Raw genomic sequence first — 12,843 nt, 5'->3', positions numbered from 1 at the left:
GTCCTCAGCAGTTTTCGAAGTGGGTCTTGCGCTGGCCGCGCAGCACGATGTCGAAGCGGTAGGCCAGGCAGTCCATCGGGTTGGCGTTGCTCATGTCGAGCTTGGCGATCAACTGCTGCACGGCTTGCGGGTTGGCGATCGACTTGACGATCGGGCACATCGGGATCAGCGGGTCACCCTCGAAGTACAGCTGGGTGATCAGCTTGGTCGCAATCGACGGGCCGCTGATGGCGAAGTGGATGTGCGCCGGGCGCCAGTCGTTAGGGCCGTTGCGCCATGGGTACGGGCCTGGCTTGATGGTACGGAAGCTGTAGTAGCCATCACGGTCGGTCAGGCAACGGCCAACGCCACCGAAGTTCGGGTCCAGCGGTGCCAGGTAGCGGTCGTTCTTGTGGCGGTAGCGGCCGCCGGCGTTGGCTTGCCACATCTCCACGAGGGTATTCGGTACAGGCTTGCCGTACTGGTCGACCACACGGCCGGCAACGATGATGCGTTCGCCGATCGGCAGGCCACCGTTGTTGAAGTTCAGCAGCAGGTCATGGTCGTGGGCACCGAAGCCCAGGTGGGAAAAGTCTGGCCCCGTGGTTTCGCTGATCGACTGCGGAATGCTGACCAGTGCCTGGCGCGGCGAGCGGGCAACGGACGTCTTGTAGTCAGGCGTAAGAGCTTTGGGGTGCCAGTTGCGATCACGGATCACGAAGCGGCTGTTGTCCTGTGCGGGCATGCCGGTTTCCTCTCTTGGAATTATGTGAACGCCTGGGCGTGGCAGGCGGACTTGCAGTTTCAGGCATGTCGCGCGCGATGAATATTGAAATCAGCCCTCTCTCACATAACCATTTGGTTATGGTTTAACACCTTGGCCTGACACCTGCCGCTGTCGTGAACTAATCTTTGTCTTCTTGTTTCACGCTCGGGAGAGCACTCATGGAATGGCGAAAAGGCCGACGCAGCGACAACGTGGTCGATGCCCGAGGCGAAGGTGGCGGTGGCGGCGGCATGCGTTTCGGCGGCGGCAAGGGGCTGGGGCTTGGGGCGATCCTGCTGATCGTCGGCATCGGCTGGCTCACCGGGCAGGACCCTTTGCAGATTCTTGGCCAGCTCGCCGGCCAGATGGAACAGCAACAGACGCAGGTTGCACCGAGTGGTGCGGGCGGCAAGGCGCCACCGGCCAATGACCAACAGGCCGAGTTCGTGGCCTCGATCCTGGGCGACACCGAAGACACCTGGAAAGCCCTGTTTGCCGAAGCCGGCAAACAGTACCGCGACCCCAAGCTGGTGCTGTTCAGTGGCCAGGTCAATTCAGCCTGTGGTTTCGCCTCGGCGGCAGTGGGGCCGTTCTATTGCCCGGCAGACCAGCGGGTGTACCTGGACATGTCGTTCTTCCGCGAAATGGAAACCCGCTTTGCTGCCGCTGGCGATTTTGCCCAGGCCTACGTGATCGCTCACGAAATCGGCCACCATGTGCAGACCCTGCTGGGCGTTTCGGCCAAGGTGGATGCCGCGCGCCGCAACGGCCAGCGCATGGAAGGCGACAACGGCCTGCTGGTGCGCCAGGAACTGCAAGCCGACTGCCTGGCCGGCGTGTGGGCCTACCAGGCCCAAAAGCGCCTGAACTGGCTGGAACCGGGTGACGTCGAAGAAGCCTTGAACGCGGCCAATGCCATTGGCGATGACCGCCTGCAACAGCAAGGTCGCGGACGCGTAGTGCCTGACTCGTTCACCCATGGCACTTCGGCGCAGCGGGTGCGCTGGTTCAAGGCCGGGTTTGCCCAAGGCGAGGTGAACAGTTGCGACACCTTCAGTGCGCGTAACCTTTGATACTGATCGGGGCCGCTTTGCAGCCCCAATTTATCCAGTTACAAATCTGCTGAAAAAGCGTTTCAGCTTCCGCAATCATTGCCGATAACCCCTGCACGAATCAGCAGGCATCCAGAACAACAACGCCTGGCGATCGAAGATCAAGAGAGCGAAAACTACTTCTGGAGAGCGTGCATGAACAGCTGGTTCGCCAACATCAGCGTCAACCTCAAACTCGGCCTGGGCTTCGGCCTGGTGCTGGTCCTCACCGGCCTGCTGGCCCTCACCGGCTGGACCAGCCTGGGCAGCCTGATCGACCGCAGCAACTGGATGGGCGACATCGGCCAGCTGAACAAGGACCTCACCGACCTGCGCATTGCGCGCCTGCAGTACATGATCGCCAACGGCGACGATGCCGCCGCCGCCAACACCCAGACCAAACTGGACGCCTTCAGCAAGCAACAGGCTTACCTGGCCAGCACCTTCAAGAGCCCGGAAAACATCAAGCTGCTGAATGAACTGGGCGAAACCATCAGCGCCTACAAGCTGTCGCTGAACAAGATGCGCCAGGGCTACGACGCCACCCGCAATGCGCGTGCGGCGATGGACAGCTCGGCCACCCGCGCCGACCAGGCCATGGATGTGCTCAGCCAGGAAGTCATGGCACGCCCCGAGGCCGACAGCGTACGCCTGGCCCAGTACCAACTGATCAGCAAGGCTCGCCAGCAACTGTTGCAGGTGCGCATCGACGTGCGCGGCTACATTGCCGACAACACCGCCGCCAACGAACAAGCCGCCCTGCGCCAGCTGGACGCAGCGCTGGCCGACATCGACAACCTCAAGCGCCAGCTGCCCGCCGAAGACGCTCGTCTGCAACAGTTCGAGCGCTCGGTGCTGGCCTACCGCGACGCCGTCCGCCAATTCCGCGACGCAGTCGCCGACATCACCACCTCACGCGCCGAAATGACCGTACAGGGCGCCGACATCGTCAAGCGCAGCGATGCGCTGTACCAGATCCAGCTGGAGCGCCGCGACATCGAAAGCACCCAGGCCCGCAGCCTGCAGGCCATCGCCACGTTGCTGGCGCTGTTGGTTGGCGTGCTGGCAGCGGTGCTGATCACCCGCCAGATCACCGGACCGCTGCGTGAAACCCTGGGAGCGGTGGAAAGGATCGCCAGCGGCGACCTTACCCAGCACCTGCGCGTCACCCGCCGCGATGAGTTGGGCGTGTTGCAGCAAGGCATCGCGCGCATGGGCACCACCCTGCGCGAGCTGATCACTGGCATCCGTGATGGCGTCACCCAGATCGCCAGCGCCGCCGAAGAGCTGTCGGCAGTCACCGAACAGACCAGCGCGGGCGCCAACAGCCAGAAGGTCGAGACCGACCAGGTGGCCACCGCCATGCACGAAATGGCCGCCACCGTTCAGGAAGTGGCACGCAACGCCGAGCAGGCCTCGCATGCCGCCACCGGTGCCGACGACGAAGCCCGTGCCGGCGATCGCGTGGTGGGCGAGGCGATTGGCCAGATCGAGCGCCTGGCCGAAGACATGCACCGCTCCACCGAAGCCATGAACCTGCTGCAGCAGGAAAGCCAGAAGATCGGCAGCGTGATGGACGTGATCAAGTCGGTGGCCGAACAGACCAACCTGCTGGCGCTGAACGCAGCGATCGAAGCGGCGCGTGCTGGCGAGGCCGGGCGTGGATTTGCCGTGGTTGCCGACGAAGTGCGCGGCCTGGCGCAGCGCACGCAGAAGTCCACCGAAGAAATCGAAGAGCTGGCTGCCAGCCTGCAACATGGCACCCAGCAAGTGGCGAACGCCATGCAGGGCAGCCGTACCCTCACCGACAGCAGCGTCGAGCTGGCACGCAAGGCCGGGACTTCGCTGGAGAGCATCACCAGCACGGTGTCGAGCATCCAGTCGATGAACCAGCAGATTGCGGCGGCGGCAGAGCAACAGAGCGCGGTGGCTGAAGAGATCAGCCGCAGCATTCTGAATGTGCGTGATGTGTCGGAGCAGACGGCAGCGGCCAGTGACGAGACGGCGGCGTCCAGCGTGGAACTGGCGCGGCTGGGTGGGCAGTTGCAGACGCTGGTCAGCCAGTTCCGCGTCTGACCGACAGAAAGCATTCGCGGGAAAACTCGCTCCCACAGGTACAGCGCAAACTTCGAAGGTTGCGCTGTACCTGTGGGAGCGGGTTTCCCGCGAATGCGTCAGCACTGCCTACAAAGCACTATTTGACGATCATCCCCACCCCACGCCCACGCGGATCCGAAGCGGTCTCAAGCTTCGCCCCATTTACCCGGATCGCCTGGATATCCCCCATCTCCCAGCCCTGATCCTCCAGCACATAACCCATCTTCTTCAACTTGTCAGCCTCCGGCCCGGTCAACGGCGCATAGGCATCAAAGTAGATAGTGTCCTTGGGCAGCAACTGATGGTGCACGCGCTGCGCCGCCACCGCCTTGTCCAGCGGCATGCCGTAGTCGTACAGGTTGTTCATCACCTGGAAGATCGAGGTAAAGATCCGCGAGCCACCCGGGGTACCGATCACCAGCTCGACTTTGCCATCGCGGGTCATCAGGCTAGGGCTCATCGACGACAACATACGCTTGCCCGGTTCGATGGCATTGGCATCGCCACCCACCACACCAAAGGCATTCGCCGCCCCCGGCTTGGCGCTGAAGTCATCCATCTCGTCGTTGAGCAGGAAGCCTGCCCCCTTCACCACCACGCCACTGCCGTAGTCGAGGTTGAGAGTGTAGGTGTTGCTGACCGCGTTGCCCTGCTTGTCGACGATGGAGAAGTGCGTGGTCTGGTGCGGCTCAAGGCCCGGCTTGACCTTGTCGGTTTCGGAAATGGCGTTCGGGTTGACCTGCGCGGCACGCTTGGCCAGGTAGTCCTTGGCCACCAGTTTATCCACAGGTACCTTTGTGAACGCCGGGTCACCGAGGTAGTCGGCACGGTCGGCGAACACACGCTTCTCGATCTCGGCCAACAGGTGGATGTACTGCGCCGAGTTGTGCGCCACCCCTTTGAAGTCCGCCGCACGGTCTTCCTTGATGCCCAGCAGCTGGGCCAGGGCCACACCGCCAGAGCTTGGCGGTGGCGCGGTGTAGACCACATTGCCACGCCAGCTCACGGCCATCGGCTCACGCCATACGGCCTTGTAGTCCTTCAGGTCTTCTTTGGTGATCAGGCCTTGGTCAGCCTGCATCTGCGCCACCAACAGGTCGGCGGTCTTGCCCTGGTAGAACTCGCTCACGCCTTTGTCAGCGATACGTTCCAGTGTCTGGGCCATTTCTGGCTGCTTGAACAGTTCACCGACCTTCATGTTGCCGAAGTAGTCGTTGAAATTGGTCGCCGTCTTGAACATGCCTTGGGCATCGTTGCGGTACTGGTACTGCTTTTCCGCCACCTTGAAGCCGTTTTTCGCATAGCCGATGGCCGGGGTCAGCAGCTCGCTCCAGGGCAGCTTGCCGAACTTCTCGTGGGCCTCCCACAGGCCCATCACGGTGCCGGGCACACCTGCTGCACGCACCCCGACCAGGCTGAGGTTCTCGATGACTTCGCCCTTGTCATCGAGGTACATGTTGCGCGTGGCGGCCTTTGGCGCGACTTCGCGGTAGTCGAGGAAGTAAGGCTTGCCGTCGACGAACAGGGTCATGAACCCGCCACCACCAATGTTACCGGCTTCGGGGTACGTCACTGCCAAGGTGAAGGCAGTGGCCACCGCGGCATCCACCGCGTTACCACCCTTTTTCAGGATATCGGCAGCCACCTGTGCACCATATTGATCGGGGGCCGCCACCGCGCCACCCTCCAGCGTGGCGGCGTAAACCGAGGAACAGCTCAGGATCGCGGCTGCGAGAGCCAGGTACTGGAATGGAACAATACGCATGACACTTCCTTGGTGTTGTTTTTGTTGAGCAGTCAGTAAGGCCGAAGCGGTTCGACTGCGCAATAACACGTAGGAGGTTTCGCCGCCTGCGGACAGGATCTGTCGCGTTCAGGCAACTCAGCAGGCGTACATCGCCAGCTTGCGCTGGATGAAATCGAGGAAGCACTGGATACGCAATGCCAGCTGGGTGTTGCGGTAGTACACCGCGTGAATCGGCTGGCGGTAGCCATTGTTGGCCTCGCTCAGCAGCACCTGCAGGCGCCCGGTGCGAATGTCCTCGTGGGTCATGAAGTGCGACAGACTGACGATGCCCTCGCCGGCCAGCGCCAGCTGGCGCAGGGTCTCGCCACTGGAGGCGATCAGCGCCGGGCGAATGCTCCAACGGTCACCCTGGGCATGGCGCAGTGGCCACTGGTTGAGCGATTCGGGCTGGCTGAAACCCAGCAGACAATGGTTGGCCAGGTCCTCGACCTGCTGCGGTGTACCGTGCTGCTCAAGGTAAGCCGGGCTGGCCAGCACCTGCACCGGGCTGCAACCGAGGTTGCGTGCGTGCAGGCTGGAGTCGGCCAGCTCACCGATGCGGATCGCCACGTCGGTGCTCTGCTCCAGCAGGTCGATGATCAGGTCGTCAGTGTTCAGCTCCAGCTCGATACCCGGGTACTGGCGGCGAAACTCGCCGATCCACGGCAAGATGGCATGCAGCATGAACGGCGCGGCCGCATTGATGCGCAGGCGCCCGGTAGCGGTCTGGCGGTTCATCGACAGGCGCTCTTCCATCTCGTCCATCTGCTCCAGTACCTGCCGCGAACGCTCAAGGAAAAAGCGCCCTTCCTCGGTCAGATCCATACGCCGGGTGGTGCGGTTGACCAAGGTAGTGCCGAGCTTGCCCTCCAGGCGCGACAAGGTACGGCTGACGGCGGACGGGGTCTGGCCCATCTGCTCGGCAGCGGCAGAGATCGAGCCGCAGTCGATGACGGCGACGAACACCTGGAGTTCTTCGGATCGGGTTTTCACATTCGGGCCTGCGGCAGCTAATTGCCTGGATTAGATCGCCTTGCCGAACACCTTGTCCAGATGTGCCCCATAAGCCGCCAGTGCCGCCGGTACATCCGGGCGTTTCATCACATCTACCGCCAGGAAGGTTGGCAGGCCGGTCATGCCGAGGAACTGGTTGGCCTTGTGAAACGGGAAGTACACCGCATCCACACCCTTGCCTTCGAAGAAATCGGCAGGGTCATCGAATGCCTGCTGCGGCGCGTTCCAGGTCAGCGACAGCATGTACTGCTTGCCCTGTACCAAACCACCGCTGCCGTACTTTTGCGAGTGATCCGAACGGGTGCGGCCATCGTTGGCGTAAAGGCTGCCATGGCCAGCGGTGAAGACTTCATCGATGTACTTCTTCACGGTCCAGGGCGCGCCCATCCACCACCCCGGCATTTGATAGATGATGACATCGGCCCAGAGGAACTTCTCCACTTCGGCCTGTACGTCGTAGCCGCCGTCGATGAACGTCTGCTGCACATCGAAACCGGCGCGGTCCAGGTGAGCGATGGCCGCTTCGTGCAAGGTCGCGTTGAGGCGGCCATCGGAGTGAGCGAACTGTTTACCACCATTGAGCAGAAGGATCTTTTTCATGCTGGCCTCCCCGGCCGGGTCAAAATTCATGCCGGCAGGTTAGAGACTCATGGGGGTGGGATACAGCGGTGAAGGGGCAAAATACAATTGACCAGAAGTCACGAATGCGCAGCATATTATTGCCGTAGAATCGGTTCACCTTTAATCACCGAGTACCACCCCATGAGCGAGCAGTTCGCCTTCATCCTCAAAGCCAAGACCCGCCCAGAAATGGCTGACGCCTTCGAAAACCTGTTCCGGCCTTACGTCGAGCCAAGCCGCCAGGAGCCGGGCTGCATCGAGTACCACATGCTGCGTGACCAGCAGGACCCGAGCCTGTTCGTGTTTTTCGAAGTGTGGGCCGACCAGGCTGCGCTGGATGTGCATTCGGCCCTGCCGCACATGGCCGCGTTCTTCGAAAAGCGCATGGATTACCTGGAGCGCGATTTCGATATCCAGCGGGTCGACATGCTCAGCGCCTCAAGCGCTAGCCGTTGATCAGCAAATGGCCGCCCAGTGCAGCCAGGCCGATGAAAAAGCAACGTTTGAACACCAGCGCGCTGATGCGCTGACGCAACCACTGGCCGACCAGCATGCCGAGCAAAGCTGGCGCCAGCATCAGCAGCGAAGCCCCCAACGCCTGGCCACCCAAGGCATCCTGCCCGGCAAGGCCAACGGCCAGCGCCAGGGTCGAAACCGTGAACGACAGGCCCAGGGCCTGGATCAGTTGCTCGCGGCTCAGGCCCAGGCTCTGCAGGTAAGGCACAGCCGGTATCACGAACACCCCGGTTGCCGCCGTGACGACCCCCGTCACCAGCCCACAAACCGGCCCCAGCCAGCGCTCGTGCGCCGCCGCCACTTGCAAACCTGAGCCAATCAGCCCGTACACCGCATACACCAGCAAGGCCGCACCCAGTGCGTGGACGGCCCATGGGCCGCTGTTGATGCCCAACCAGACGCTGCCCAGCAAGGTGCCAATGAAGATGAGTGCCAGCATCGGGCCTAGCCGCACCAGCAAGGCCTGAAGGTGCCCGCCACTTGCCAATTGCCAAAGGTTGGTGAGGGTCGAAGGCACGATCAGCAGCGCAGCAGCCTGCGCCGGTGACATAGCCAGGCCCAGCAGGCCCATGGCGATGGTCGGCATACCCAGGCCGATCACCCCTTTGACGGCGCCGGCCAGCAGGAAGGTCAGCACCACCAGCAGCGAGAGCGCTGGGCCAATGTTCTGGTAGAAAGCGAGCAAGGTAGTCATGGGCCGATAATGGCGTGCGCCGGGCGCGCTGAAAACCCTGGCCTCAACCGATGTGAGCAATTTCTCAGCCACTCACTTGCAGCCAGCAAAATCCTCGGCACACAATCGGCACATCGCACCACTAAAAAGGACTTTCCAGTGGCATCGATCTACCAGCTCAAACCGCGCTTCCAGGCCCTGCTGCGCCCAACCGTCCAGCGCCTGCATGACCGGGGCGTCACCGCCAACCAGGTCACCGTCACCGCCGCCGTGGTATCGATCCTGCTGGGCCTGCTGCTGGCCGCCATGCCCCATGCCACTTGGCTGTTCATCCTGGTGCCAGTGTGGATGCTGCTGCGCATGGCGCTGAACGCCGTCGACGGCATGCTGGCCCGGGAGTTCGGCCAGCAATCCACCCTCGGCGCCTACCTCAACGAACTCTGCGACGTGATCGCCGACGCCGCCCTGTACCTGCCCTTCGCCCTGCTGGCCGGGGTGTCACCGACGTTGGTGGTACTGGTGGTGCTGTGTGCCACCTTCAGCGAGTATGCCGGGGTCATGGGCCCGCTGGCCGGTGCCTCGCGGCGTTATGACGGCCCCATGGGCAAAAGCGACCGCGCCTTTGCCTTCGGCCTGCTGGGCACCGGCGTCGCATTTGGCCTGCTGAACGACAGCTGGATCAATGGTTTGCTGCTGGTCATCCTCGCGCTCTCGCTCTATACCCTCTACAACCGGGTTCGCCAGGGGCTGGCCGAAACCCGCAGAGCCTAAAATCGTCGCAAAAGGACGTTGACCATGCGCCAAGCGCAAGCGCTGCACTTCTCCACCCATGACGGTGTCGAGCTGCACTACCGTCATTGGCCTGCCACCCGCAACGAACACCAGCCACGCAGGGCTGTGGTGATGTTTCACCGTGGCCATGAACACGGCGGGCGTATGGCCCACCTGGCCGATGAACTGGACATGCCAGGCTATGACTTCTTCGCCTGGGATGCGCGCGGCCACGGCCAGTCGCCAGGTGCACGCGGCGACAGCCCGGGATTCGCCACCAGCGTGCGCGACGTGCAAACCTTCATCGAACATATCCAGGCCCACCACGGTATCGCCGAGCAGGACATAGTGGTGCTGGCGCAAAGCGTCGGCGCCGTGCTGATTGCCACCTGGGCCCACGACTACGCGCCCAAGGTGCGCTGCCTGGTGCTGGCCTCGCCGGCATTCAAGGTCAAGCTGTACGTGCCGTTCGCCCGCCCCGGCCTGAAACTGCTCAAGGCCTTGCGCGGCAACTTCTTCGTCAACAGCTACGTCAAACCGCGCCTGCTTACCCACGACCCCGAGCGGGTGATGTCGTACGTGGCCGACCCGCTGATCAGTCGGCCAATCTCGGTGACTATGCTGCTAGGCCTGTACGAAGCCGCCGACCGGGTAGTGGCAGACGCCCAGGCCATTCAGGTACCGACCCAATTGCTGGTCTCCGGGGCCGACTTCGTGGTCGAGCGCCAGCCACAGGAGCGCTTTTTCGAACGGCTGGGCAGTGCCCGCAAGGAAATGCACATACTGCCCGGGTTCTTCCACGACACCTTGGGTGAACGTGATCGGGCCCATGCGCTGAGGCGCATCGAACGGTTTGTCGAACACTGCTTCACCCGCCCCGCCACACAGCCGTCATTGCTGGATGCCGACAAGACCGGCGCCAGCTGCGCCGAGGCCGAGAGCCTGGCCGCACCCTTGCCACGCAATTCGCCCCGCGATCTTTACTGGCGCGCCACCCGCGCGGGCCTGCAGTTGGGCAAGGGGCTGTCCGAAGGCGTGAAGCTGGGCTTCGACACCGGCTTCGACTCGGGCAGCACCCTCGACTACGTGTACCGCAACCAGCCGACCGGCAAGGGTAAACTGGGCCGCCTGATCGACCAGAATTACCTCGACGCCATCGGCTGGCGTGGTATTCGCCAGCGCAAGCTGCACGTCGAGGAATTGCTGCGCCTGGCCATCGCCCACCTGCGTGAACAACAACGGCCCGTGCACATTGTCGATATTGCCGCCGGCCATGGCCGCTACATCCTCGAAGCCCTGCAAGACCTTGAGCGGTTGCCGGATTCGATCCTGCTGCGCGACTACAGCGAACTGAACGTTCAGCAAGGCAGCGCGCTAATCAGAGAAAAGGGCCTGGCCGACATCGCCCGCTTCGTCCAGGGCGATGCTTTCGATCGCCAGAGCCTGGCCACACTTGAACAACCCCCAACGCTGGCCGTGGTTTCAGGGCTGTACGAACTCTTCCCCAGTAACCAGCTGGTGGGCAACTCGTTGGCCGGGCTGGCCGACGCCGTAGAGGATGGCGGCTACCTGGTCTACACCGGCCAGCCGTGGCACCCGCAACTGGAGATGATTGCCCGCGCCCTAACCAGCCATCGGGGTGGCGAGGCTTGGGTGATGCGCCGCCGCAGTCAGGCCGAGATGGACCAGCTGGTTGAGGCAGCGGGCTTCCGCAAGCTGGCCCAGCGTATCGATGAATGGGGCATTTTCAGCGTCAGCCTGGCACAGCGGGTACGCTGAGTGAGCCCGCCACGCGAGCCTGGGCTGATCCGCCGGGGCGTGTTCTGGCTTCTGCTGCTGGGGCCGTTGTTCTTCCTCAGCTATGGGCTGGCGAACCATTACACGGCCGGACGCAGTGATGTCGGCAGCCTGGTGTTCGGCTGGGAGCACGGCATGCCGCTGTGGCCCTGGACGATCATCCCGTACTGGTCGATCGACCTGCTTTACGGGCTGTCCTTCCTGCTGCCGCGCACACGCCAGGAAATGGACCGCCACGCGCTGGCGCTGCTCAGCGCACAGGTGATCAGCGTCTGCTGTTTCCTGCTGTGGCCGCTGCGGTTCACCTTCGAGCGACCGGTACTGGACGGGCTGTTCGGCTGGCTGTTCGATGTATTGATGGGCTTCGACAAACCCTTCAACCAGGCGCCTTCGCTGCACATCGCTTTGCTGGTGATCATCTGGACGATGTTTGCCCGGCATGTACAACGCCAGCCCTGGCGTTGGCTGATGCATGGCTGGATGGTGCTGATCGGGGTGTCGGTGCTGACCACCTGGCAGCATCATTTCATCGATCTACCCACTGGGGCGCTGGCCGGGTTTGCCTGCCTGTGGCTGTGGCCGTATCAAGGGCACCTGCCCTTCCAGGCGGCCCGCCTTGCACGGGATGCCAAGCGTTGGAAGGTCGCCGGTTGTTATGCTGTGGGCGCGCTACTGTGTGCACTCCCTGCCGCTACGCTGGGCGGGGCTTGGTTGTGGTTATGTTGGCCGGCAGTGTCATTGGGGCTGGTGGCGTTGAACTATGCCGTGTTCGGGGCGGATGGTTTTCAGAAGGGTGCCGACGGGCGCTTGTCGAATGCGAGCCGGTGGCTGTTGGCACCCTATTTGGCAGGTGCGTGGCTCAATTCGCGGCTTTGGACGAAGGGCCACCCGCAAGCGGATGAGGTATGCGATGGCGTGTACCTTGGGCGGACTCCAGGACGTGGTGAGGGGGGGCAATTTGCTGCGATTGTCGATTTGTGTGCGGAGCTGCCGTGCACCGTATTGGCAACGCAGGATTACCTGCATTTCCCCACCCTTGACCTGATAGCACCCGACAGCATCCTGCTACAACAAGCCGCCAGCGCTATCGAGCACCTACGCACTCAAGGCCCCGTGCTGGTGTGCTGCGCTTTGGGTTATTCACGCAGCGCCAGCGCCGTGGCGGCCTGGCTGGTGGTGACCGGCCGCTGCGATGACGCCCAGCAGGCAGAATCCCTTATCCGTAAAGCACGCCCCAGCATCGTCCTGCGCAACGCGCATCGCCAGGCTCTCCAGCAACTGGAAGCACAGCCATGAACCTGCGTGTAGTGGCCAGCCTGCTGGGCCGAGGCAAACAGCTGGAGCACCTGTCTGACGGCCTCACCCTGCTGGCCCTGGCCTATGGCCTCGCCCCCTTGCTGAGTCTCCCTCTGACACCGCTGGCCAGCGTGCTGTGCAGCGTGCTGCTGGCGCTCGGCGTGCTGCACAAGTACTGGGCCATCCGCGTGGCGATCGATGCCGAACTGTTTGCCCACCTTGCCAATAGCGTAGACCTGGCGGCAGACACCCAGGCCCTGGACCACGCCCTGTTCGAACTGAAACTCAAACCACAGGCCACCGACGGCCGCGCCTGGCCTGCCCGCAGCCAGGCCGCACTAGGCCTGTTGCGCCGTCAGGCCGTATGCCTAGGCCTGCAGCTCTCGCTAGCCTTGGCTACCCTGCTGACACTGCATTTGAAGGGATAACGAACGCC

At 62.9% G+C, this 12,843-nt stretch carries 11 protein-coding genes and 1 pseudogene; 7 read left to right on the top strand and 5 right to left on the bottom strand.

From position 1 onward, the window contains the following. Positions 1-4 precede the first annotated feature (4 nt). The gene (gene pcaH, locus D8767_RS04895) at positions 5-724 is read right to left on the bottom strand and encodes a protocatechuate 3,4-dioxygenase subunit beta (protein WP_009682255.1); all 720 of its coding nucleotides are present in this window, start codon (positions 722-724) and stop codon (positions 5-7) included. A gap of 200 nt (positions 725-924) precedes the next feature. Between pcaH and D8767_RS04890 the strand changes: the two genes are divergently transcribed. Beyond that, positions 925-1,818, top strand: a complete 894-nt coding sequence (locus D8767_RS04890; protein WP_016713442.1) for a neutral zinc metallopeptidase — start codon at positions 925-927, stop codon at positions 1,816-1,818. A 168-nt stretch (positions 1,819-1,986) separates the two neighbouring features. Then, positions 1,987-3,912: pseudogene (locus D8767_RS04885) on the top strand (methyl-accepting chemotaxis protein); the annotation flags it as partial. A 118-nt stretch (positions 3,913-4,030) separates the two neighbouring features. On the opposite strand, the gene ggt reads toward D8767_RS04885, so the two are convergent. From ggt to D8767_RS04870, 3 genes are all read right to left on the bottom strand, one after another. Further along, positions 4,031-5,698, bottom strand: coding sequence for a gamma-glutamyltransferase (gene ggt / locus D8767_RS04880; RefSeq protein WP_016713440.1), 1,668 nt, complete (start codon positions 5,696-5,698; stop codon positions 4,031-4,033). 117 nt (positions 5,699-5,815) lie between these two features. Further along, a complete protein-coding gene (locus D8767_RS04875) occupies positions 5,816-6,712 on the bottom strand; it encodes a LysR family transcriptional regulator (protein WP_028699858.1) in 897 nt (298 codons plus the stop codon). A 30-nt stretch (positions 6,713-6,742) separates the two neighbouring features. Then, positions 6,743-7,333, bottom strand: a complete 591-nt coding sequence (locus D8767_RS04870; RefSeq protein WP_029380273.1) for an NAD(P)H-dependent oxidoreductase — start codon at positions 7,331-7,333, stop codon at positions 6,743-6,745. A gap of 162 nt (positions 7,334-7,495) precedes the next feature. On the opposite strand from D8767_RS04870, the gene D8767_RS04865 reads away from it, so the two are divergent. Then, complete coding sequence (locus D8767_RS04865; RefSeq protein ID WP_016713437.1) at positions 7,496-7,810, top strand: putative quinol monooxygenase; 315 nt, start codon at positions 7,496-7,498, stop codon at positions 7,808-7,810. Here D8767_RS04865 and D8767_RS04860 read toward each other — a convergent pair. Beyond that, positions 7,800-8,564, bottom strand: a complete 765-nt coding sequence (locus tag D8767_RS04860; RefSeq protein WP_063977313.1) for a sulfite exporter TauE/SafE family protein — start codon at positions 8,562-8,564, stop codon at positions 7,800-7,802. The two genes, D8767_RS04865 and D8767_RS04860, sit on opposite strands and share 11 nt — an antisense overlap. 138 nt (positions 8,565-8,702) lie before the next feature. Between D8767_RS04860 and D8767_RS04855 the strand changes: the two genes are divergently transcribed. The 4 genes from D8767_RS04855 to D8767_RS04840 are packed head-to-tail and all read left to right on the top strand — an operon-like array spanning position 8,703 to position 12,835. Beyond that, positions 8,703-9,314, top strand: a complete 612-nt coding sequence (locus tag D8767_RS04855; RefSeq protein WP_016713435.1) for a CDP-alcohol phosphatidyltransferase family protein — start codon at positions 8,703-8,705, stop codon at positions 9,312-9,314. Positions 9,315-9,338: 24 nt separating this feature from the next. Next, positions 9,339-11,093 (top strand): bifunctional alpha/beta hydrolase/class I SAM-dependent methyltransferase, encoded by a 1,755-nt coding sequence (locus D8767_RS04850; RefSeq protein WP_016713434.1) that lies wholly within the window; start codon positions 9,339-9,341, stop codon positions 11,091-11,093. Beyond that, positions 11,094-12,407, top strand: a complete 1,314-nt coding sequence (locus D8767_RS04845) for a phosphatase PAP2/dual specificity phosphatase family protein (protein ID WP_016713433.1) — start codon at positions 11,094-11,096, stop codon at positions 12,405-12,407. It begins immediately after the preceding gene. Then, positions 12,404-12,835: a hypothetical protein gene (locus D8767_RS04840; protein ID WP_016713432.1), complete on the top strand. Its 432-nt coding sequence runs from the start codon at positions 12,404-12,406 to the stop codon at positions 12,833-12,835. Before D8767_RS04845 ends, D8767_RS04840 begins: the two co-directional genes overlap by 4 nt. Positions 12,836-12,843: the final 8 nt, after the last annotated feature.

This window comes from Pseudomonas sp. LTGT-11-2Z (genome assembly GCF_003691445.1).
GTDB classification, from domain to species: Bacteria; Pseudomonadota; Gammaproteobacteria; order Pseudomonadales; family Pseudomonadaceae; genus Aquipseudomonas; species Aquipseudomonas monteilii.
Note: the sequence above shows the minus strand (reverse complement) of the source record. Positions and strands in the feature narration are given on the sequence as shown.